Here is a 22327-nt window from a genome sequence, read left to right on the forward strand (position 1 = left end):
AGCGCCCCTCTGATTTCCGGCGCGCTTCTGATTTCTCTGGCCGATTGCCGACTTCCCGTGGGGTCGCGCTCAGGCGACGCCGAGGACAGCCAGCAAGGCATGGCCCATAAGCCAGAGAACGGCCAGGAAGTTGATCGTAAACACCTGACCCCGCAAGGCGACATTGTCGCCGCTGCACTGGACGGCGGTGTGGATCAGGCGGCCGGCGAGGAAGACCCAGGCGGCGGCGACGTCCCAGACGGTGATCTGGGCTGCGAGGATCAACAGCAGGGCCGCGATCCAGGCAAAGACCGGCGCCTCGAACTGGTTGGCCAGATTGCGCTGGATACGCGCTGACACGGGCGGATCACCGTCGGCGCGGGCGAAGTCGGCCTTGGCGGCGTCGCCCCTCCGGACCGCGACGAGCCGGGCCCAGGTCAGGGCCGCATATAGGCCGACCACCAGACCAAAATGCAGGAACAGCGGCAGCAACAGCTGCGCCGCAGGGGCCGTCAGGCCCAGCGACCCCACCTCAGGCATGGATGTCCACGTCCTTGCGGTCACGGATGAACAGGAAGCCGACCACCACCGTGACCAGCGCCACCACCACCGGATACCACAGGCCGTAGTAGATATTGCCCGTGGCGGCGACCATGGCGAAGGCCGTAGTGGGCAGGAAGCCGCCGAACCAGCCGTTGCCGATGTGATAGGGCAGGGACATCGAGGTGTAGCGGATATTGGTCGGGAACATCTCGACCAGCGCCGCCGCGATCGGGCCGTAGACCATGGTCACATACATCACCAGCACGAACAGGATGGCGACCACCAGCGGCTTGTTGACCCGGGCGCTGTCGGCCTTGGGCGGATAGCCGGCGGAGGCCAGGGCGGCGCCGAGGCCGGCCTCGAACGCTGCCTTGCGGGCTGTGAAATCATCGCGGCTGATGGCGCCGCTGGGGGTGGAGGCGAACTGCTCGTCCTCGGCAATGATGCTGTGGAAACTGGTCACAACCGTTTCACCGATGCGGACCTCGGCGGTCGCACCCGCCGGAGCGGCGATGTTGGCGTAGGTCACCCCCGCCTTGGCCAGATACGACTTGGCGAGATCACACGAGCTGTCGAACACGGTCTTGCCGACAGGATCGAACTGCAGGGCGCAGTCGGCGGGGTCGGCGTGGACGCTGACAGGCGCGCTGGCGGTGGCCGCCGCGAGCTGCGGATTGGCCGCCCCGGTCAGGGCGTGGAACAGCGGGAAATAGGTCAGGGCCGCCAACAGGCAGCCGACCAGAATGATCGGCTTGCGGCCGACCTTGTCCGATAGCCAGCCCCAGAAGACGAAGAAGGGCGTGGCCAGCAGCAGGGCGATGGCGATCAGGATATTGGCCAGCGGCCCGTCGACCTTGAGCGTCTTCTCGAGAAAGAACAGGGCGTAGAACTGGCCCGTGTACCAGACCACCGCCTGACCCGCGGTCAGGCCGACGAGGGCCAGCAGCACCAGTTTCAGGTTTGGCCATTTCGCGAAACTGTCCTTGAGCGGCGTCCTTGAACCCTTGCCTTCGGCCTTCATGCGCGCGAAGGCCGGGCTTTCCGCGAGCTTGAGGCGGATCCATAGCGAAACGCCCAGCAGCAGGATCGAGACGAGGAAGGGAATGCGCCAGCCCCACTCCTTGAAGGCCTCCTCGCCGACCGCGGTGCGTACGCCGAGGATGACCAGCAGGCTCAGCATCAGTCCGGCGGTCGCGGTGATCTGGATGAAGGAGGTGTAGAAGCCGCGCTTTCCGGGCGGCGCGTGCTCGGCGACATAGGTAGCCGCTCCGCCGTATTCCCCACCGAGAGCCAGACCCTGGACCAGCCGCATGGCGATCAGGATCGCCGGCGCCGCCACACCGATGGCGGCGTAGGACGGCAGCAGGCCGACGACAAAGGTCGACAGCCCCATCAGCAGCATGGTCACCAGGAAGGTGTTCTTGCGCCCCCACAGATCACCCAGCCGGCCGAAGAAGATGGCTCCGAACGGCCGCACCGCGAAGCCGGCGGCGAAGGCCATCAGGGCGAAGATATAGCCGGTGGTCTCGTTGACCCCCGAGAAGAACTGGACGGTGATGATCGCCGCCAGCGAGCCGTACAGATAGAAGTCGTACCACTCGATCACCGTCCCGACTGACGAGGCCAGGATAACCAGACGGTCGTCGCGATCGACGGTATGGTCCTCGGCGGCGGCGTTGTTGGTCATACGGTCCCTCCCCGGACTCACGTTGGACCGAGCCTAGACCGGGAAACCGGAAAGCGCATCCGGGCGAGGGCGCGTCGTTGACTCTCGTTCTCTTCTGTCTCTCGCTATGATCAGTAAGAGGGGGATGGAATGGCGGACAACGACCTTTACCGGCGCCGGCTTGTGGAACGCCTCGAGCGTGAGAAGGCGGACGCGCACCAGGACATCGCCAGGGCGCAGGCGGACGAGGCGCGCGCCCGCGCCAGGGTCGCCGAGAAGACCGCGGCCATCGAACGGGTGTTCGCGGCCCGGGAGCCGCAGGCGGACGAGTGCAAGCGATGCCGGTTCGAGTTCGGCCGGACCTCGGTCCTCAGGCCGATGCCATCGAAGTCAAAGGTCGCCCGCTTCCAGTGTTCGCTCTGCGGCGACGAGGAAGAGCGGGCCTGATCCCGGCCCCGGGATGCAGGTGACAAAGCAAAGCCCCCGCCGCTCGCGCGACGGGGGCGAAACCTGTGGCCAGTACGGCCGGGCCGCTTAGTCGCTCTCGCTGTCGTCGGTAATTTCGATGACGCCCCAGACAATAAGGGCGCCGCCGAGGATGAGCAGCGGAAGCGGAACCGCGGCGAATTCGCTCGACTCGCCGGCCTGGGCGCCGACGCGGTCGCCGACGCGGGCGCTGGCGGCGTTGTTCTGGGCGACGGCCTGGCCTGCGACGAGCAGGAGGCCGGCTGTGATGGCTGCAATGGTCTTCTTCATCAGTCAGACTCCTTTGGATTCGGCAACGGACAAGGTGTCCGCTCAAACGATCATGCACACCGGAACCGGAAAGACCAGAAAATATGGTCAAGCTTGTGCGGCATTGTCCCGGGTCAGGGCTCTCCGGGTCCGGGCTCTATTGCCACACTCGCTCATCCGCGTGGGCGCCGGGGCGCGTTGAATCGATCGATCTGAGTCCGCCCCGGATCCGCGCAAAGCAAAGCCCCCGCCGCTTGCGCGACGGGGGCGATTCTTGTCGCGAAAAGGTTGGGAAGCTTAGTCGCTTTCGCTGTCGTCGTCAGTGGCGACGACGATGGTGGTGATCAGGACGGCCGCCCCGATCAGCAGCACAAAGATCGGCACGCCGGCGAACTCGCTCGAGTCGCCAGCCTCAGCGCCGACGCGGTCGCCGACGCGGGTCGTCGCGCTGTTGTTCTGGGCGACGGCCTGACCTGCGACGAGCAGGAGGCCGGCTGTGATGGCTGCAATGGTCTTCTTCATCAGTCAGTCTCCGGGTGATTGGTTCGCACTTAACGCGGTTACATAGCCTGAGTTGCATACAGATTTATGAAAGGCCACGCTTGTTCATCCAGGAAGCATCAGTTCGGCGCAGCCTGTTGCTGCGCCGCCGCAATCGAAACAGGGCGCAGCGGACCGGCCAAGCGTGGTTTGGGGGCGATTTCAACAACCGAAGGTCATTTCGGGATTAGCGGATCGCCGCGGCGCCGGCGACTCCAGCGCCGCCGGTTCTCAGGAACCGGCGGCGTTTGCCTTGGATCAGACGCGGGGCTCGACAAGGTCCGTCAGGTCAGCCCAGATGCTTTCGGCGGTTGGCGTCCGCCCCGCGCCCCGTCCGCGCGCGGTGAAGACCCGCCCGTCTCCGGTCGTGACCCGCAGGGCGTTCCATTCGTCCCCAAGGTCGGCGAACAACGGGTCGCCGTCGACGGCGCGGAGGGCGATACCGACCTCGCCGGTGCGGACGTCGAGCCGGGCCAGCTGACGCACCCGACCTGCCGGAAGAACACCGTCCCGGCCCAGGGTCTGACGGGCGACGCTGTCCACCGTCAGCCGTCCCCGCAGCGCCTCATGCCCCAGGATGGCCAGTTTGGCGGCCGCGTCCAGACCGGTCAGGTCGTCGGACGGGTCCGCCTCGGCGAAGCCGGCGTCACGCGCGGCGATCAGCGCCTCCTCGAACGGCCGGCCCTCGGCGAGGCGGTTGAGGACGAAATTGCAGGTGCCGTTGAGCACCGCCTCGATCCGCACCACCGCCCCGTGGGTCCTCGCTCTTCGTACGGTTTCGATCACCGGCGCGCCGCCGCCGACGCTGGCGGAGTAGAGCAGGCGCGCACCGCCCGCCGCGGCCAGATCGATCAGGGCGGGCAGGTCGGCGCCGACCGCCTGCTTGTTGGCGCTGACCACATCCACGCCGCGCGTCAACGCCGCCCGGATCAGGGCCAGACCGGTGGAGGCGTCGGAGATCGCCTCAACGAGAATGTCCGGTTCGCGCGCCAGCAGGGCCGCCGGGTCCGATACGGCCAGACCGGCGGGGATGGCGGTGTCGCGGGCCTTGGCCGGGTCGCGCACCAGAACGCCGACGACCTCGAACCGGGCATCGGCGAGCAGGCGCGGCAGGACGCCGCCGCCGACCACGCCGCACCCGGCCAGGGCCACGCGCAGCACCCGCGCCGGGCTGGACCGCGGCCGACCGGGAAGAGCCTCGGGACCGGCCACGACGGTGACCCCGGCGCCCAGTACGGCCTCGCCCGGCGTGGGCAAGGTCGCAACGACGCCGATGGCGTCCAGGGCCCGGGCAAGGCGGCCAGCAGCATCCGGGTCGCCACAGGCGACGGCGACGACCCGGCGGCCGCGCCGGACTTCGCGATAGACGGCGGACGCCGCCTCGACGGAGTCGGAGCCGTCCAGCTGAAGCAGGGCGACGGGTTCGTCCGTATACGGACTGGACGCGTGGCCGACGGATGTGAGGCCGGGCAGGGGAAGGGGCAGGGAGGGCATGGCTGTGTCCCTCACGCGGCTTCGGCGGCAAGCGGGAGCGGCACGGAACGGAGCGCCGCCGACAGATCGGCGAGCAGATCGTCTGCATGCTCCAGACCGATGGACAGGCGCAGCAGGCCGTCGGTGATGCCGGCCGTTCGGCGCGCCTCGGGCGTCATGGCGGCATGGGTCATCAGGGCCGGATGGGCGATCAGGCTTTCGACCCCGCCCAGCGACTCGGCCAGGGTGAAGACCTCGAGCTGGTCGACGAAGGCGCGCACGGCCGCGATGTTGTGCAGTTCGAAGCTGAGCATGGCGCCGAAGCCGGCCTGCTGGCGCGCCGCCACGGCGTGGCCGGGGTGGGTCTTCAGGCCCGGATAGTGGACCGCGCGCACGGCCGGCTGGGCGGCCAGCCATTCGGCCACGCGATGCGCCGTCGCCTGTTGCCGCTCGATGCGGGCGAACAGGGTGCGCACGCCGCGCAGGGTCAGATACGCATCAAATGGCGAACCGGTGACGCCGAGACAGTTGGCCCACCAGGTCAGCTGTTCCAGATCAGCCGGTTCCTTCGCCACGACGCTGCCGCCGACCACGTCGGAATGGCCATTGATGTATTTGGTGGTCGAATGGATCACCAGATCGGCGCCCAGCGCGATCGGCTGTTGCAGCGCCGGCGACAGGAAGGTGTTGTCCACTGCGGCCTTGCAGCCGACGGCGTGGGCCCGGGCGCAGATGTCGGCGACGTCCACCACCCGCATCAGCGGATTGGACGGCGTTTCGATCAGGATAAGTTTGGGCTTGAGAGCGAAGGCGGCGTCGAGGGCGACCCCGTCGTTCTGATCGACGAATTGAACGTCGAAATGACCGCGCTTCGCCCGGGCGCACAGCAGGCGGTGGGTGCCGCCGTACAGGTCGTGCGGGGCGATCAGCAGGTCGCCGGGCTCGAGTGAAAACAGGGCCAGATCGACCGCCGCCATGCCGGTCGCCGTCACGACCGCGCCGCAGCCGCCTTCGAGTTTCGCCAGCGTCTCGCCCAGCACGTCGCGGGTCGGATTGCCTGACCGCGTGTAGTCGTAGCGCCGCTTTCCATCGAGGCCGTCGAAACTGTAGTTCGAGGACAGATAGAGCGGCGGCATCACCGCGCCGTGCGCCGGGTCGCTGTTCACGCCGTAACGCGCGGCGGTCGTACAGGGGTGGGGGTCGGACGGACAGGTCATGCGGCGATCTCGCGGGAAGGAAGGGAAAGGGAGTTGAGGACGTCGTGCAGGGCGTGGCTGACCCGCTCACGTTCCTTCAGGAAGGCGTCGTGGCCGAAGATCGAGGGAGCCTCGATCAGACGGCGCAGGTTCGGCGCGCGGGCGGCCAGGTCGCGGCTGTCCTCGATCGGAACCAGCCGGTCCGAGGTGAAGCCGATGACGGTCAGGGGGCAGCGGATCGCCTCGGGCGCGACGGCGTGCCGGTCCAGCGAATCCGACAGGGCGATCCAGCGCGCGGCGTCGGTCACGCCTTCATAGGCGACGCCGCGGGCGATCAGATAGTCGCAGACGGGATAGGCGCCGCCGGCCTCGGCGGGCGGCGTCGAGGCGAAGCGCAGCCCGAACTCTTCGGGGGTGCGATAGGCGGTCATGGCCAGTTCACGGGCCAGGGCGACGCCTTCGGCTTCGCGGCCGCAGGCGCGGGCGAAGGCCAGCAGCCGGCGCTGCACACCGCGCGCGGCGGTCGCCGCCGGGTGAGCGCGGTGAGCGGCCGAAATGACGGCCAGTTCGCCGATCCGGTCGGGGAAGGCGGCCGCGAACGCCAGACCGATGCAGCCGCCGTAGGAGGCGCCGATGAAGGCGTCGATCCGGGACTCGCAGATCCCGTCGAGAAGCACGGCCAGCAGGCGGGCCTGATCGGTGGTGGTGACGGTGACCGCGGGTTCGCCCACGCCCGGTGTGAGGTCGAAGGCCAGGACCCGGACGCGGTTCAGGTCGATCGGGCCGCCGGCCGTCACAGCCCAGGACCACCAACGCGCGACGAACCGCCCGCTCGAGATTCCGCCGGCGACGACCACCAGCGGGCCGTGCCCGGGGCCGTGCAATCGGCCGACGACCTCGGACGCCGCAAGCCTCTGGCCCGACGCCAGCCGGAAATCGTTGGGAAGGGCGACCCGGACATCGCGTTCCGGCGCTTCTTCAATGTTCCAGTTCGTGGACGCCACGATCCGCTCCGCTCTCGCTCAGCGAAACCGATGGGGCGAACCAATTCGTGCGTGACAGACCCGTGAAGTCAGCCGGTCCCCGGACGTGAAGGGACCGTCGCTTCACTCATCTCTCGCGGCTTCCGGGGAGGCCTCGCAGGAGTTGGCACCATCTCCGGGACTGGGAAGTCCCGGAAGGTTGCCCCGGCATCAAAGGGCCTATCCCTCCGCCGGTCTTGATGAGTGCTCTTACGGTGGTGGACACTTTCCGTGACGTCAATCCCCCTTGTTGCAGTGCGAAAACGCCCGCTGGACGCGATCGGTCGCCAATCAGGGGTGAAGCGGTTCGCCCTTGTCGGCGGATGATGACAAAGTCATAAATCGCGCGGGGGCTATTGCGGAGATTACGAATTGTTTTGCCACGTCGCGCCCCGGCCCCGGAATGCCGAAGCGACCCGAGCCGCCATCCTGACCGCCGCCCGCGAACGCTTCGCGCGCGAGAGCTATGACGACGTCGGCATGCGCGACGTCGCCGGGGACGTCGGTGTCGACGCTGCCCTGGTGTCCCGTTATTTTGGCTCCAAGGAAGAGCTGTTCGTCTCGGTGCTCGACAGCTGTGAGAACGGCGCTGACCTGATGACCGGCGAGCGTCAGGATTTCGGACAGCGCATTGCGCACGAGGCGATTTTCGAAGCCAAGAGCGAGAGCAAGCTGCGCGGCCTGTTGATCCTGTTGCGGTCGATCGGCTCGGCCAAGGCGGTGGAACTGGTGCAACGCGCAGGGAATGAGCGGTTTTTCGGCCCCTTCGCAGAATGGGTCGGCGGCCCCGACGCCGCCGTCCGCGCCCGGTTGGCCTCAGGCTTCATCATGGGCATGACTGTCAGCCGCGAGATCACCGGCGGCTACGGCCTGACCCCGGCCGAATGCGACCAGATGCGCGACCGGATGGCATCGATCCTTCAGAGCATTATCGACGGCTGACACCGGTTTCGATCGCGGCGAGTCAGCCCCGCGGCCGGAATTTCCGGATCACGCCCGAGTAAGTCATCAGCACCCGCTCGCCGGCATGGATCTGGCCCCGGACGAAGATCAGGCTCTTGCCGGCCCGGACCACTTCGCCGGTCGCCTCGACCAGTTCGCCGACATAGGCGCCGTCGATGAAGGTGGAATCCAGCGACACGGTCACCCCCGAAGCCCCCTCCATCTCCTGATAGGCGGTCTGGAACAGGGCGATGTCGGCGAAGGTCATCAGACAGCCGCCGTGCATTCGGTGGCCCGCGTTCATATGTTTGGGCTCGGCGCGGAAGGCGCAACGCATACCTCCGTCCGGGTCGGGCCGGAAGTAGAAGGGGCCCACCACCTGATCAAAGGTGCCGTGCAGATCGTACATCTGCCAGCCGGCGAACTCGCCTTCGGTGACGGTGACTTTCTCGACCATGCGACCCTTGCCTTCTTATTGCTCTCGCAATGCAGCATATAGGCGCAATGAGCGACCCCATCGAATCCGCCATCTTTGAAAAACTGGCGAAGGCCGACCCCAAGGGCGTCGGCGGCAAGAGCATCGAACCGGCCGATGTGGCCAAGGAGTTGCAGCCGGAGCAGTGGCAGCGGATGTTGCCCAAGGTGCGGCACTGCGCCCTTGCCCTGATGCGTCAGGGCAAGCTGACCATCACCAAGAAGGGCAAGGCGATCGATCCGAACGCCTTCAAGGGCGTCATTCGCCTGCGTTTGCCGACCGAGGCCGAGACCGCCGCGGCCCTGGCGGCCTTGCCGCCGGCCATTGAAAGCGATGAGGACTAGGTTTTTCTCAATCCGCTCATCCCGGCGAAAGCCGGGACCCAGTCCTGTCCAGCTTGACGCCGACGTTTCAGGACTGGCGTTCAAGCGTGATCGACATGACCTTTCACTCAAAAGACTGGGTCCCGGCTTTCGCCGGGATGAGCGGAACGTTTGGATTGCGTGCGTGCTAGCCCTTGGGCTGGCGGCCTGCGCCACGCCCGCCATCCAGCCGTCGCAGACGCCGCCGCCGGGGTTCGCCGGACCGGCCCTCGAAGGGCGAACCTTGCTGATGGACGACGGCGCACGCCTGCCGCTGGCGCGCTGGGCGCCGGAGACGGGCGAGCCCTGGGCGGTCATCGTCGCCCTGCACGGCATGAACGATTCCCGCGCCTCCTTCCGGTTGGCCGGCCCCTGGTGGGCCGAGCGGGGTATAGAGACCTGGGCCGTCGACCAACGCGGCTTCGGCGAGGCCCCGGGCCGCGGCGTCTGGGCCGGGCAGGCGCGAATGACCGAGGATCTGCGCACCGCCGTCGCCCTCGCCCGCGCCCGTCATCCGCGCGCCGTCATCGCCGTTGCGGGCGAGAGCATGGGCGGGGCGGTGACGATCGCCGCCTTCAGCTCGAACCGGCCGCCGGACGCCGACCGCGTCATCCTTCTGGCTCCGGCCGTCTGGGGTTGGTCGGCGCAGGGACCGGTCAATTCGGCCGGACTGTGGATCGCCGCCCGGGCCATGGGAGACCGCGCCGTCGATGCGCCCGAATGGGCGGTCCGGGCGCTTCCGGCTTCGGACAACCGCATGGAGCTGTTCCGCAACTATCGCGACCCGAACAGCCTCATCTCGACCCGGTTCGACGCCCTGTACGGTCTGGTCGACCTGATGGAGACGGCGTCACTGCGCCTCGGCGACATTCGAGCCCCGACGCTGCTGCTGTACGGGGCAAATGACAATGTCATCCGGCCGGACCCGATGCGCCGCGCGCTGGAGCGGGCGGGGGACCGACCGGGCTTTCGCACCGGCTTCTATGCCGACGGCTGGCACATTCTGAACCGCGATCTCCAGGCGACGACCATGTACCGCGACGTTGAAGCCTGGCTGCGCGACGCCGCCGCGCCCCTGCCGTCGGGAGCGGGGGCGGTGCTGCCGGCGCTCAGGGACCAGGGCCACTGAGATCTGGATCGAGCATAACCACGTTCGCTCTCCATCCCCTCCGGTCGCGAAACCGCCATGCTTGCCCTGTTAAGCGTCCCGGCGTATCAGCCGCCCAAATAAAAAATACCCCGGGAGACGCCCAAGTGAGCATGACGCTGTTTGATTCCCCGTCCTTCGCGAACCACGAAGGCGTGCACGCGGTCTTTGATGAAAAGACCGGCCTCCGCGCTATTATCGCTGTTCACTCAACCGCGCGCGGCCCCGCCGTCGGCGGCACCCGGATGTGGAACTACGCCTCCAGCGCCGAAGCCCTTGAAGACGTCCTGCGCCTGTCGCGCGGCATGAGCTACAAGAACGCTGTCGCGGATCTGGAGATGGGCGGCGGAAAGTCGGTCATCATCGGTGACAGCCGCACCCAGAAAACCCCCGAACTCTTCCGCGCCTTCGGCCGCGCGGTCGATACTCTCGGCGGCATCTACTATGCGGCGGAAGACGTCGGCGTGTCGGTCGCCGACATCGCCGAGGCCCGCAAGGTCACCCCCTGGGTGCTGGGCCTGAACGACGGCCGCGAGGCCTCGGGCGACCCCAGTCCGGTCACCGCCGAGGGCGTGTTCCGCTCGACGCTGCTGGCCGCCAGGCGCCTGTGGAAACAGGACGACCTGACAGGCCTGACCGTCTCGGTGCAGGGCATCGGCCACGTCGGGGGCTATCTGGCCGACAAGCTGTACGCCGCCGGCGCCAAACTGATCATGACGGACGTCAACACCGCCCTGCTGGCCGAGGTCGCCGCCCGCACCAATGCCGAGATCGTGGCTCCTGACGCCATCTATGACGTCAAGGCCGACATCTACGCCCCGTGCGCCCTGGGCGCGACGCTGAACCCGCAGACGCTGGACCGGCTGACGGTCAAGGCCGTGGTCGGCGCCGCCAACAATCAGCTGGCCACCCCGGACATCGGTCAGATCCTGTTCGAGCGCGGCGTGCTCTACGCCCCCGACTATGTCGTCAACGGAGGCGGCATCATCAACGTCGCCTCGGAACTGAAGGCTCGCCAGACCGGCGGGGCCTATGACGCGGCCTGGGTCGAGACCAAGCTGTCGCGCCTGATGGACACGCTGGAAGAGGTGCTGGAGCGTTCGGAAGCCGAAAACCGGCCGACGCACGAGATCGCTGACGCCATCGCCGAGACCCGTATCAATGCGGCCCGCGACGCGAAAGCCGAGCAGCGCAAGGCGGCATAGGGCAGGTCCCCCGCTGCGAGCCGACGTCCAATCCTGACGTATCTGTCCGCTATCCTGCGGGATGGTCGGTGCAGCGCACGCTACGGACGGAGTGAACGGAGCGGACGGAGCGGACGGAGCGAACGCTTCGGACGGTGTTTTTCGAGTCCGGATCACCGGATTCGCGCGTCAGGCGCATACGGAACACTATGCGGGATGCTTCCCGTTCTGATTCGGGCTGAGGCGCCATGACCGTAACCGCCGTGACCTCGACCAAGAGCCGTCCGTTCGACCCGATGCTGATCGTGATGGTGGTCGGCTTCGTGGTCGCGGTCGCGGCCCTGGCCTATCCGGCGTTCCGCGCCGATCCGACCAGTGCGCCGGGACTGGTGCTGATCTTCACCGTCGGCGCCGTGGCCCTGATCGGCCTGTTCGCCTTCGCCCGCGGCGAGACCCGAAAGCCCCTCGGCGACGCTACCGTCGACCTGCTGGACGCCATGGCCGAACCCGCGGCCCTGGTCTGGTCGACCGGCCAGGTGCTGGCTTTCAACGGCGCCTGGGCCGAGGCCAATGGCGCCACCGTCGCACTGCCCAAGGGAAAGTCCGCCTCGGCCCTCTACATGGCCTTCGCCCAGGCCCGCGTCGGAGAACAGGGCCGCGCCATCGTCGTCATCGGCGAGCGCGAGCAGGAAGTCCTGATCGGTCAGGCCGGGGAGGGCCGGTTCCTCGTTCGCGCCGCGCCTGAGGCCGTGCTCCCGGTCGGCGCTGCCGTGTCGCCGCGCCATGCCGCGAGCTCCAACGCCGTCGAGAGCCGCGCCATGGCCGCCGGCGCGCCGTTCGGCTCGGCGGTGATCGCCGCCGACGACCTTTTCTCCGGCAAGGTGGAGGAACCCAACGCCGCCCTGTCTGTGTTGACCGGACCCGCCGCGGCCCGCGACGCGGCCTTCGGCCATCTGTTCGATCCGGCCGGCGTGGCCGAGGCGCGGTTGAAGCTGGACAGCGGCTCGTCCGGCCCGATCGAACTGGTCGCCCGCGCCTTCCCCGACCGGATGTTGCACCTCTATGTCGCCCCCGAAGGCGATCGCCGCCGCATCTGGCTGTTCGACGTCTCGGCCCAGAAGTCGATGGAGCTGCAACTCTCGCAGGCCCAGAAGATGCAGGCCGTGGGCCAGCTGGCCGGCGGCGTGGCCCATGATTTCAACAATCTGCTGACCGCCATCCAGCTGCAGCTTTCAGGGTTGCTGGAGCGCCACCCGGTCGGCGATCCGTCCTATGAGGGGCTCAACGAAATCCGCCAGACCGCCATCCGCGCGGCCGATCTGGTGCGCAAGCTGCTGGCTTTCTCGCGCAAGTCGACGGTGCGGCGCGAGCGGCTGGACCTCGGCGAGCTGGTCGGGGAGTTCGCCGTCCTGTTGCGCCGCCTGCTGCGCGAGGACGTGCGGCTCGAGACCGACTACGGCCGCGACCTGCCGGTGGTGCTGGCCGACAAGAGCCAGCTGGAGACGGCGGTGATGAACCTGGCCGTCAACGCCCGCGACGCCATGCGCGGGGTGGTCGAACCGGGGGCCGGCGTGGTCACCATCCGCACCGCCCGCCTGACCGCCGACGAAGCCCGGCTTCTGGGCTGGAGCGCGGCCTCCACAGCCGCCGTCGCCCTGATCGAGGTCAGCGATTCCGGCCCCGGCGTCCCGCCGGAACTCCTCGACAAGATCTTTGAGCCTTTCTTCACCACCAAGGCGGTGAACGAGGGCACAGGCATGGGACTGGCCACGGTCTACGGCATCGTCGAACAGGCGGGCGGCCATATCAATGTATCGAACGCCCCCGCCGGCGGCGCCGTCTTCCGCCTCTTCCTGCCCGAGGCGGCCGAGGCTGAGCTGGCCGAGACGCCGGTGGTCGAGAAGGTCGCCAAGGCGCCGCGCGATCTGTCGGGCGCGGGCCGTATCCTGTTCGTCGAGGACGAGGCCGCCGTGCGCGGCATCGCCGCCCGCCTGTTGCGCCAGCGCGGCTATGAGGTGATCGAGGCCGAGGACGGCGAGCAGGCGCTGGAACTGGCTGAACAACACGCCGGCACCATCGATATGATGATCTCGGACGTCATCATGCCCGGTCTCGACGGCCCGGCCCTGCTCAAGAAGGCCCGCCAGTACCTCGGCGACGCCCCGGTCCTGTTCATTTCGGGCTATGCCGAAAGTGACTTTTCGGACCTGCTGCAGGACGAGGTCGGCGTCTCCTTCCTGCCCAAGCCGCTGGACATCAAGACCCTTGCCGAACGCGTGAAGCAGGAGCTCCACGCCGGCTGACGGGGCTGACAGAACCGTAACTTGCCAATCCCGATCGGGCGCCATCCTGTGGCGCCCTCGCGCCAAGGAGTTAGCCGCCATGATCGATCGCCGCCGCCTGATGTTCACCGCCGCCGCCGGAGCGGGCCTCGCCGCCTGCGGTCAGGCCCTGGCCCAAACGCCCGCAGCGGCGGCCTCCGCCTCAGCGGCCCTGACCGCCCTGATGAACGCGATCGTCCAGAGTTTCCTGCTGGAATCGCCCGAGACCCTGACTTCGCTCGGCATGGACAAGGGACCGATGGCGGCGATGAAGTCGCGCCTCGACGACCGGTCGCAGGCCAAGATCAACGCTGATCGGGTCGTGTTCCACGGCCAGATGAATCAGTTGAGGGCCATCGACCGGGCGTCGCTGCCCCCGACTGAAGGCGTCTACTACGACGCCCTGAGCTTCTTCGGTGAGACCCAGATTATGGGCGAACGCTTCCCTTATGGAGGAGGCGGCGCCCCGGCGCCCTACACCATCTCCCAGCTGACCGGCTCCTATCAGGGCCTGCCGGACTTCCTCGACACCCAGCATGCGATCGAGACCGCCGAGGACGCCGAGGCCTATCTGTCGCGCGTCGCCGCCTTCTCCACCGCGCTGGATCAGGAAACCGCGCGGATGCAGACCGATTTCGCGGCCGGCGCCGTGCCGCCGGACTTCGTCATCGACAAGACCCTGCTCCAGCTCGCCAATCTCTATGACACCCCGGCGGACCAGTTGGTCCTGACCACCTCCGTCGTGCGGCGAACAGGCGAGAAGAACATCGCCGGCGACTGGGGCGCCCGCGCCCAACGGATCGTCGAGGCCGAGGTCTATCCGGCCCTGCGCCGTCAGGCCGAGGCCATGCGCGCCCGCCGCGCCGAGGCCACCCATGACGCCGGCGTCTGGCGACTGCCGGACGGCGAGGCCTATTACGACTGGGGCATCCGCAGCTACACCACCTCAACCCTGTCGGGCGCCGAGATCCACGCCCTCGGCCTGGAGCAGGTGGCCGAACTCTCGGCCCGCGCCGATGTGCTGCTCAAGGCCCAGGGCCTGAGCCAGGGCACGGTCGGTGAGCGCATCTCCGCCCTCGGCAAGGACCCCAGCCAGCTTTATCCGAACACCGACGCGGGCAAGGAGCAGCTGCTGGCTGACCTCAACGCCCAAATGGCCGACATGGCCACCCGGCTACCGGAGTATTTTGGCCGCATCCCGGCCGCTCCGGTCGAAATCCGCCGCGTGCCGACCTTCATCGAGGCGGGCGCGCCCGGCGGTTACTACAACTCGCCGGCGCTCGATGGTTCGCGTCCGGGCGCCTACTACATCAACCTGCGCGACACGTCGGAATGGCCGCGCATGCAGCTGCCGACCCTGACCTATCACGAGGCGTCGCCGGGCCATCACCACCAGATCGCCCTGCAGCAGGAACAGGCCGATCGGCCGCTGCTGATGAAGGTGCTGGGCTTCTCGGCCTATTCCGAGGGCTGGGCGCTGTATTCCGAGCAGCTGGCCGACGAAATGGGGGTCTATGCCGACAATCCGATCGGCCAGATCGGCTATCTGCAGTCGCTGCTGTTCCGCGCCACCCGGCTGGTCGCCGACTCCGGGCTGCACCACAAGCGCTGGAGCCGCGAGCAGACCATCCGCTACATGGTCGAGACCCTGGGCGACTCCGAAACCGCCGTCACCACCGAGGTCGAACGCTACTGCGTCTGGCCGGGCCAGGCCTCCAGCTACAAGGTCGGCCACAACAAATGGGTCGAGTTGCGTGCTCGCGCCCAGGCCGCCCTGGGCGACCGGTTCGACATCCGCGCTTTCCACGATGCGGGCATGAACGCGGGCGGCGTGCCCCTGACCGTGCTGGACAAGATCATGACCGACTGGATCGCGGCCCAGCGCACCTGAGACGAAACGCGGAGATTCCGGCCTTGTCCGCACGAGGCCGGAAGATCGCAGGCAGAGGATTCTCCATGCTCGACCGCCGTCGCCTGATGCTGTCTTCCGCCGGCCTCGGCCTGATGGCGGCCCTGCCCGCCGTCGCGCAGACGACCACGGAAAGCGAGGACGCCCGGCTGCATGCCCTGCTGCTGGCCCAGTTCGAGGACGGACTGGATCGTGGTCCGGAGAGCGCCACGTCTCTCGGGCTCGACGTCGGCGCGCGGGCGGCGCAGAGGGGCCAGTTGAACGACCGCTCCGTCGCGGCCTCCAACGCGGAAGTCCCGCGCAATCGCGAACGGCTAGACCGGCTTCGCGCGATCAATGCCGACGCCCTCTCGCCGGAAGGACGGCTGAGCTACGACGTCGCCCTGTTCCAGCGCGAACTGGCCGTCGACTATGCCCGCTTCCCCTGGCACACGCCCGACGGCTGGAAGCAGACGCCCTATGGCGTGTCGCAGTTGGGCGGCGCCTACGCCACCGTACCGGACTTCCTGGACAGCACGCATCCGATCGAGACCCTCGAAGATGTCGTCGCCTTCCTGAACCGCCTCGACGCCTTCCCGACCGCGCTCGACCAGGACACGGAGCGAATGCTGGCCAATGCGGAGATGGGCGTGATCGCGCCCGACTTCGTGCTCGACAAGACCCGGCTGCAGCTGATCGCCCTGCGAGACCAGCCCGGCGAGCAACAGGCCATGGTCCGGTCGCTGGTGCGCCGGAGCATCGAGAAAGGGCTGACGAATTTCGGCCTGGGCGCGGCGCAGATGTTCGACGGTGCGGTTCGCGCCGCGCTTGATCGACAGATCGCGGCGGTCGAGGCCCTGCGGCTCCGCTCCAGCCATCAGGCCGGTGTCCTTCGGGTGCCGGACGGCGAGGCATACTACGCCCTCAACCTTCGCAACTTCACCACCACCGACTATTCGCCCGCGGACATCCATAGGATCGGTCTGGAGCAGGTCGCAGATCTGCAAGGCCAGATCGACGTCCTGCTGAAGGGCGAAGGCTACACGCAGGGTTCGGTCGCCGAGCGGTTGGCCGGGCTCCGCACCGAGGCGCGCTTCCGTTTCGCAAACACCGACGCCGGGCGGGAGGAGCTGCTGGCCTTTGTGAACGCCGAGATGGCGACCATCCGCGGCCGCATGCCCGAGGTCTTTCCGCGCATTCCACGCAACGACTTTCTGGTGCGGCGCGTCCCGCCGGCCATCGAGGCCGGGGCGCCGGGCGGTTATGCCCAGGGCGGCAGTCTGGATGGGTCGCGGCCTGGCATCTACTACATCAACCTGCGCGACACGGCGGAGTGGCCGCGCTGGACGCTAAAGACCCTGACCTATCACGAGGCGGCCCCCGGCCACCTGTTCCAGGGCGCCCTGGCGCGCGAGGCGGGCGAACTTCCGATCTACCGGCGCGTCGGCGGCTTCTCGGCCTATGGCGAAGGCTGGGGGCTGTACTCCGAGCGTCTGGCCGATGAGCTCGGCGTTTATGACGGCGATCCCTTCGGCCGCATCGGTTATCTGGAGAGCTTCCTGTTCCGGGCCTGCCGTCTGGTCGTCGACACCGGCCTGCACGCCCAGGACTGGAGCCGCGAGCGGGCCATCCGGTATTTCGCCGAGAACGTCGGCGATCCGAACGAGGCAGAGGTCGAGCGCTACTGCGTCGCGCCCGGACAGGCCTGCAGCTACAAGATCGGCGAGACCTTCATCACCGCCCTGCGCGGTAGCCTGAAGGACCGACCGGGCTTTGACCTGAAACGCTTCCACGCCGCGGTGATCGACGGCGGCAACATCCCGCTGACCATTCTCGAGCGGCGTGTCCGCGCGGCGATGGCCATAAGACCCGGAGCCCGAGTATGATCGACCGCCGCCGCCTGATGCTGTCCTCCGCCGGCCTCGGCCTGATGGCGGCCTTGCCCGCCGTCGCCCAGACCCCTGCGATGTCGCCCGCCGACTCCCGGCTCGACGCCATCCTGACCCGCTGGTTCGAGGAGAATGTTGATCTGTCGCCGGAGTATGCGACCAACCTCGGTCTCGACCGGGGCGTCCGCGCCGCCCTGTCGGGTCAGCTCCGTCAGGCCGGGATCGCGGACGCTGAGGCCGACCGGACACGTGCGCGGGCCCGTTGGGCCGAGATCCAGACGGTGTCGGACGAGGGCCTGTCGGATCAGGCGAAGGTGTCGCTGGCCGTCTATCGCTTCACGGCGGAGGGCGCGGCCCACGCGGCGGACATCCCCTACGGCGGCGGCATCGGCCCTTATGTCGTGACCCAACGGTCGGGGGCCTATTTCTCCGTGCCGGACTTCATGGCCAACCAGCACCGTCTCGAGACCGAGGCCGATGCGGAGGCCTTCATCTCGCGGCTGTCCGCCTTCGCCCGCGTGCTGGACCAGGAGAGCGAACGGATCACGGCCGACGCCGCGCTCGGCGTCATGCTGCCCCGCTTCCTGATGGACAAGACCCTGACCCAACTGCGGACACTGCGCGATACGCCGGCCTATGACATGGCCATGGTCGAGGCGCTGATCCGCAAGACCGACGACCGCAATATGATGGGTGACTGGGGCGCCCAGGCCGCCAGCGTGATCGACACCGAGATCAAGCCGGCCCTGACCCGCCAGATCTCCGTCTTCGAGGCCCAGCGCCCGAACGCGACCGAAGACGCAGGAGCCTGGAAACTGCCCCAGGGCGACAGGACCTATGCCCTGGCCCTGCGCGCCTTCACCACCACCGACTACAGCGCCCAGGACATCCACGACATCGGCATTCAACAGGTCGCCTCCATTCAGGCCGAGATCGATACGATCCTGAAGGGGATGGGCATGACCGAGGGTTCGGTTGGCGAACGGATCAAGACGCTCAGTGAGGACCCGCAGCACCTCTGGCCCAATACCGACGAAGCCAAGGTCGAGTTGATCGGCTCCCTGAACCAGCAGATGGCGGAGCTGGAGCCTCTGCTGCCGCGGGTGTTCAACACCCTGCCGGGCGCCCGGGTCGAAATCCGTCGCGTGCCGCCGTCGATCGAGCTGGGTGCGCCGGGCGGCTACTATCAGGCCGCCTCGCTGGATGGGACCCGGCCGGGCGCCTACTACATCAATCTGTCGAACACGGCGAACTGGCCCAAATGGGGTCTGCCGACCCTGACCTATCACGAGGCCTCGCCGGGCCACCATTTCCAGATCACCGTCGCGCGCGAGGCGGGCAGCCTGCCGATTTATCGCCGCGTCGCCGGCAATTCCGCCTTCAACGAAGGCTGGGCGCTGTACGCCGAGCGCGTCGCCGCCGACGATCTGGATGTCTATGCCGGCAATCCGTTGGGCCGGGTCGGATACCTGCAGTCCTATCTGTTCCGCGCGGTCCGGCTGGTGGTCGACACCGGCCTGCACCACAAGCGCTGGAGCCGCGATCAGGCGATCCGCTACATGATCGACGAATGCGGCGAGCCGCCCGAGTCGGCCGAGAAGGAGATCGACCGCTACTGCGTTTCGATCGGCCAGGCCTGTTCCTACAAGCTGGGCCAGACCGTCATCGCTCGGCTGCGAGCGGAGGCAGAGGCTCGTCCGGGCTTTGATCTGAAGGCCTTCCACGACCAGGTGCTGCTGAACGGCTCCGTGCCGCTGGCGGTGTTGGAAGGCCTGATGCGGGCCTGATCGCCCGCGCGTCCACGATCGTGGGATCGGCGTCGGCCTGTGCGGCCAGCCAGTCGCGGAAACGGGCGATCTTGGGCGACCGGCGACGGCCTTCTGGCCAGACCAGATAGTAGCCGGTGTGGAACGACACCGTCTGGGCGAATGGGCGCACCAGCAGTCCGTTTCGAAGCTCGCGCGCGAACAGGACGGGCGAGGCGAGGGCCACGCCCTGATCGCCGAGCGCGGCCGCGACTTCCAGCGCCTGATAGTCGGCGGTCAGTCGGGACATGGGCTGGGTTCCGCCGCTGACGCCCGCCGCGGCGAACCAGGCGGCCCACCCCTTCTCCATGCCGATGCGTGGCGCGTCCAGAAGGTCGCTCGGCTTGGTCAGTTTCAACCGCTCCGCCATGGCCGGACTGCACACCGGGGTGAAGACGCTGGGCATCAGCAGCTGGCTTTCCATTCCGGGCCAGTCGCCGGAGCCGGAGCGGATGCCGATGTCGAACCCCTCCCGCGCGAGGTCGAGCAGGTTGGGATTGGTGTCCAGCCGCACCGCCAGACCCGGATTCGCGACCTGGAAGCCGCCCAGGCGGGGCGCCAGCCACTGGGCGGCCAGGGAGGCGAGGGTGGTGATCGACAGGATGTGCTCGTCCGCCTCGGTCAGGTCGCTGATGGCCCGGCGCAACAGGGTCATGGCCTCGGTTGCGGCGCGCGAAAGCCGCTCTCCGCCCTCGGTCGGCTGGACCTCGCGCGGCCGGCGTCGGAACAGGCTCTGGCCCAGCCGGCCCTCCAGCGCCTTGATCTGCCAGCTGACGGCGGCCTGGGTCATGCCCAGTTCCTCGGCCGCGCGAGTGAAACTCTTCAGACGGGCGGCGGCCTCGAACACCCGGATGGAGGCGAGGGGAATGCCGGAGAGGGGATCGGCCATAAGGTGTCCTTGTGATTTGGTCGGATCATCTGGTTTGTGGGGCCGGCCCGTCAAGCCTAGATATCCGTCATCGCAACAACAACACGGGAGGTCGTCATGGAAAACATCCACGGCGCCCACAAGGAACAATCGTCGGGCTGGTTCAGCGCCTTTGTCGGCGTGGTCACTCGCATCAAGCGCCGGTCCGAAGCCCGTTCGCGCGGACTGGTCGTCACGCCCTGGAGTGGGCGGTCGCCCGCCGGCTGGTCCGCCTGACAAGTCAACGAAGCCCGAGGAGATCAGGATGGAAGAAGCACACCACACCCACAAGGAAACTCCATGGGGTTGGACCGAGGTCCTGAAGGACTGGCGCCGCAGCCGGACCCGCCAGCGGCTGCGCACGCCGTCGCGCATCCTCACGCCCTCGACCCGCTGACGTCGCACAGAGACCGGTCCGCTGCAGGAGACCACCCTTCCCCCGCCCGTGACCGTCGGCCCGCAAGGGCCGTGGCCCGAACCCCGGAGTCTCCTGCTCCCGGGGTTCGGGTCGAACCGTGTCTGGCCTCAGCCCATTGTCCAGCCGTCCGCCTCGCGCAGGGCGTTGTGGATGGCCGTGGCCGCCACCGCCGCCTCGGCCGAGGCCACGGCGATCTGGTTCAGACCCCGCACGACGTCGCCGGCGGCGTAAAGGCCGTCGATGCTGGTCTGCTGCCGCGCATCAACGAACAGTCGACCGTCGTCGCCGGTCCGCGCATCCAGACCTTCGGCCAGCGCCGCGTTCGGGGTCGTTCCCAGCGCCGAATAGACGAGATCGAAGGTACGAAAGACTCCTCCCCAGCTGAGGGCCGTCACGCGGTCGCCTTCCAGCCGGACGTTGTCGATCGGCGCGCGGATCAACTCGATCCCCAACCGCTCCAGGTCATCGGTCTCGATCAGGGCCTCGGGCGAACCGATATGGATCAGGGTGACGCGATCGGAATAGGTGCGCAGGAAGGCCGCTTCGCGCAGGCCCTTGTCGTCCTCGCCGATCACGGCCACCGCCTTGTCGATCGCTTCATAGCCGTCGCAGATCGGGCAGATGCGGACCAGCGACCGTTCGATGGCCCGCTCCACGCCAGGCATGTCGGGATGTTGATCGACCACCCCGGTGGCCAGCAGGACCGCCCGCACCCGCACCTCGCGGCCGTTGATCCGGGCGATGAAACCGTCGCCGTCGCGCATCAGACTCTCGACACGCCCCGCCTCGATGACCGCCCCGTATTCCCGGGCCTGGTCGGTCATCCGCTCGAGGATGGCGTCGCCGGTGATCCCCTTGGGAAAGCCGGGCATATTATGGCTGACCGGAATCCAGCGGGCCCGCGGCGATCCGCCGTCAGCTACCAGAATCCGTCGTCGGAACCGCGCCAGATAGGTCGCCGCCGTCAGCCCTGCCGGACCCGCACCGACGATCAGGACTTCGGGATCACCGCTCACGGGTGCGCCAGGTGGTCGGCCACGGGCATGCCCCAGCATTCCTGCATCTCCCTCTCTGCGGACAGGACGAAGGTATTGCCGGTCCAGGTCCAGGTCTGGGTCGTGCCGCAGTCACCCACGCCGCGACCATTGGCGAAGGCCAACAATGTTCGGCTGTCTGCCGCATACCCACCGTTGATCGTGCAGCTGCCGTCTCGCCGCTCGCCGACGGCAGCTGCAGCGGGCGTGGATTTCGTCCACCGATGTCCGTCAGATACCAGTCGTGGCCCATATTGTAGGCGCCGATGAAGCAGGGAACGGCCCACAACTCGGTCGCGGCGTTGAGCCGGGCCGACATGACCTCTTTCTGCACCCCATCGTTGTGGCTGGTCTCCTCGCGGCACACCTTGACGGCGGGCGGGACTTCGAGGGCGGCGGGCAGGGTTCGGCCAGAGTCTCCGTCGCCGGTCTGGGCGACCGGCGGGACGGGCCGTGAAGACCGGCAGGGCCGGGGCGGCGGAGATAAAGAGGTCTGCCGCCAATATCCCGATCAGGCTCATTTCGCGCCCGCCTTCGGAGCCTTGCCGGTCCGCCCCCGGCCACAATAACCCCGGTCGCCCGGCATGTCGCTACTGCGCCGGATCGTCTGGTCGTCCTTCGACATTATCGAGCACCTGCCGCATCAGGTCCGCATCGATGAGAACGGGAGTTTCGCAAAAAGCGACAATCCAGCGCTGAACCAGCGTTCTTGTTTCACTATCCAAGAGAGACGTCCTCACACATACTTCCGGCCAACAGAACCACCCCGGGGCCGGGCGGTTCACCTTGACCGTGGAAGAC

General features: G+C 67.9%; 21 protein-coding genes, 1 pseudogene and 1 riboswitch. Of the genes and pseudogenes, 11 read left to right on the forward strand and 11 right to left on the reverse strand.

Annotation, left to right across the window (positions count from 1 at the left end; genetic code table 11):
• Positions 1-69: 69 nt before the first annotated feature.
• Entirely contained in the window at positions 70-519 is a 450-nt protein-coding gene (locus tag ACTIEW_RS00540) for an MAPEG family protein (RefSeq protein WP_439475952.1), read from the reverse strand.
• Positions 512-2209 carry an MFS transporter gene (locus tag ACTIEW_RS00545; protein ID WP_439475953.1) on the reverse strand — a complete coding sequence of 566 codons (1698 nt, stop codon included), beginning with the start codon at positions 2207-2209 and terminating at the stop codon, positions 512-514. Before ACTIEW_RS00545 ends, ACTIEW_RS00540 begins: the two co-directional genes overlap by 8 nt.
• 129 nt (positions 2210-2338) lie before the next feature.
• On the opposite strand from ACTIEW_RS00545, the gene ACTIEW_RS00550 reads away from it, so the two are divergent.
• Positions 2339-2635, forward strand: coding sequence for a hypothetical protein (locus tag ACTIEW_RS00550; protein WP_439475954.1), 297 nt, complete (start codon positions 2339-2341; stop codon positions 2633-2635).
• An 87-nt stretch (positions 2636-2722) separates the two neighbouring features.
• Here the strand turns inward: ACTIEW_RS00550 and ACTIEW_RS00555 are convergent, their stop codons facing one another.
• From ACTIEW_RS00555 to metX, 5 genes are all read right to left on the reverse strand, one after another.
• On the reverse strand, positions 2723-2944 hold the full coding sequence (locus ACTIEW_RS00555) for a hypothetical protein (RefSeq protein ID WP_439475955.1): 222 nt from the start codon (positions 2942-2944) through the stop codon (positions 2723-2725).
• A 276-nt stretch (positions 2945-3220) separates the two neighbouring features.
• Positions 3221-3445, reverse strand: coding sequence for a hypothetical protein (locus ACTIEW_RS00560; protein ID WP_439475956.1), 225 nt, complete (start codon positions 3443-3445; stop codon positions 3221-3223).
• Positions 3446-3721: 276 nt separating this feature from the next.
• A complete protein-coding gene (locus ACTIEW_RS00565; protein WP_439475957.1) occupies positions 3722-4957 on the reverse strand; it encodes a homoserine dehydrogenase in 1236 nt (411 codons plus the stop codon).
• Between the two features lie 11 nt (positions 4958-4968).
• Positions 4969-6153, reverse strand: a complete 1185-nt coding sequence (gene metB / locus ACTIEW_RS00570; protein ID WP_439475958.1) for a cystathionine gamma-synthase — start codon at positions 6151-6153, stop codon at positions 4969-4971.
• Positions 6150-7136 (reverse strand): homoserine O-succinyltransferase MetX, encoded by a 987-nt coding sequence (gene metX, locus ACTIEW_RS00575; protein ID WP_439475959.1) that lies wholly within the window; start codon positions 7134-7136, stop codon positions 6150-6152. The genes metB and metX overlap by 4 nt, the downstream gene beginning before the upstream one ends.
• Positions 7137-7239: 103 nt before the next feature.
• A riboswitch (SAM riboswitch) is annotated at positions 7240-7361 on the reverse strand.
• A gap of 165 nt (positions 7362-7526) precedes the next feature.
• On the opposite strand from metX, the gene ACTIEW_RS00580 reads away from it, so the two are divergent.
• Entirely contained in the window at positions 7527-8096 is a 570-nt protein-coding gene (locus ACTIEW_RS00580; RefSeq protein WP_439475960.1) for a TetR/AcrR family transcriptional regulator, read from the forward strand.
• A 22-nt stretch (positions 8097-8118) separates the two neighbouring features.
• On the opposite strand, the gene ACTIEW_RS00585 is transcribed toward ACTIEW_RS00580, so the two are convergent.
• Complete coding sequence (locus tag ACTIEW_RS00585) at positions 8119-8553, reverse strand: PaaI family thioesterase (protein ID WP_439475961.1); 435 nt, start codon at positions 8551-8553, stop codon at positions 8119-8121.
• Positions 8554-8600: 47 nt separating this feature from the next.
• On the opposite strand from ACTIEW_RS00585, the gene ACTIEW_RS00590 reads away from it, so the two are divergent.
• The 7 genes and pseudogenes from ACTIEW_RS00590 to ACTIEW_RS00620 form a co-directional block, all read left to right on the forward strand.
• The gene (locus tag ACTIEW_RS00590; protein WP_439475962.1) at positions 8601-8915 is read left to right on the forward strand and encodes a DUF3253 domain-containing protein; all 315 of its coding nucleotides are present in this window, start codon (positions 8601-8603) and stop codon (positions 8913-8915) included.
• 163 nt (positions 8916-9078) lie between these two features.
• Entirely contained in the window at positions 9079-10062 is a 984-nt protein-coding gene (locus ACTIEW_RS00595) for an alpha/beta fold hydrolase (RefSeq protein WP_439475963.1), read from the forward strand.
• A gap of 131 nt (positions 10063-10193) precedes the next feature.
• On the forward strand, positions 10194-11285 hold the full coding sequence (locus tag ACTIEW_RS00600; protein ID WP_439476300.1) for a Glu/Leu/Phe/Val family dehydrogenase: 1092 nt from the start codon (positions 10194-10196) through the stop codon (positions 11283-11285).
• 227 nt (positions 11286-11512) lie between these two features.
• Complete coding sequence (gene cckA / locus ACTIEW_RS00605) at positions 11513-13567, forward strand: cell cycle histidine kinase CckA (protein ID WP_439475964.1); 2055 nt, start codon at positions 11513-11515, stop codon at positions 13565-13567.
• A gap of 79 nt (positions 13568-13646) precedes the next feature.
• Positions 13647-15476, forward strand: coding sequence for a DUF885 domain-containing protein (locus tag ACTIEW_RS00610; protein WP_439475965.1), 1830 nt, complete (start codon positions 13647-13649; stop codon positions 15474-15476).
• Positions 15477-15541: 65 nt separating this feature from the next.
• Positions 15542-17359, forward strand: coding sequence for a DUF885 domain-containing protein (locus ACTIEW_RS00615; protein ID WP_439475966.1), 1818 nt, complete (start codon positions 15542-15544; stop codon positions 17357-17359).
• An 80-nt stretch (positions 17360-17439) separates the two neighbouring features.
• Positions 17440-19077: pseudogene (locus ACTIEW_RS00620) on the forward strand (DUF885 domain-containing protein); the annotation flags it as partial.
• Here ACTIEW_RS00620 and ACTIEW_RS00625 read toward each other — a convergent pair.
• Positions 19025-20056: a LysR substrate-binding domain-containing protein gene (locus ACTIEW_RS00625; RefSeq protein WP_439475967.1), complete on the reverse strand. Its 1032-nt coding sequence runs from the start codon at positions 20054-20056 to the stop codon at positions 19025-19027. The pseudogene ACTIEW_RS00620 and the gene ACTIEW_RS00625 sit on opposite strands and share 53 nt — an antisense overlap.
• Positions 20057-20152: 96 nt before the next feature.
• Here ACTIEW_RS00625 and ACTIEW_RS00630 point away from each other — a divergent pair, with 96 nt between their 5' ends.
• Both ACTIEW_RS00630 and ACTIEW_RS00635 read left to right on the forward strand, forming a co-directional pair.
• Complete coding sequence (locus ACTIEW_RS00630) at positions 20153-20311, forward strand: hypothetical protein (RefSeq protein WP_439475968.1); 159 nt, start codon at positions 20153-20155, stop codon at positions 20309-20311.
• Between the two features lie 28 nt (positions 20312-20339).
• Positions 20340-20471 carry a hypothetical protein gene (locus ACTIEW_RS00635; RefSeq protein WP_439475969.1) on the forward strand — a complete coding sequence of 44 codons (132 nt, stop codon included), beginning with the start codon at positions 20340-20342 and terminating at the stop codon, positions 20469-20471.
• A gap of 128 nt (positions 20472-20599) precedes the next feature.
• On the opposite strand, the gene ACTIEW_RS00640 is transcribed toward ACTIEW_RS00635, so the two are convergent.
• Together ACTIEW_RS00640 and ACTIEW_RS00645 are read right to left on the reverse strand one after the other, a co-directional pair.
• A complete protein-coding gene (locus ACTIEW_RS00640; protein WP_439475970.1) occupies positions 20600-21508 on the reverse strand; it encodes an NAD(P)/FAD-dependent oxidoreductase in 909 nt (302 codons plus the stop codon).
• Positions 21505-22047, reverse strand: coding sequence for a DUF1176 domain-containing protein (locus ACTIEW_RS00645; RefSeq protein ID WP_439475971.1), 543 nt, complete (start codon positions 22045-22047; stop codon positions 21505-21507). The genes ACTIEW_RS00640 and ACTIEW_RS00645 overlap by 4 nt, the downstream gene beginning before the upstream one ends.
• Between the last annotated feature and the right edge of the window lie 280 nt (positions 22048-22327).

Source organism: Brevundimonas sp., from assembly GCF_051860745.1.
In the GTDB taxonomy this organism is placed as follows: domain Bacteria; phylum Pseudomonadota; class Alphaproteobacteria; order Caulobacterales; family Caulobacteraceae; genus Brevundimonas.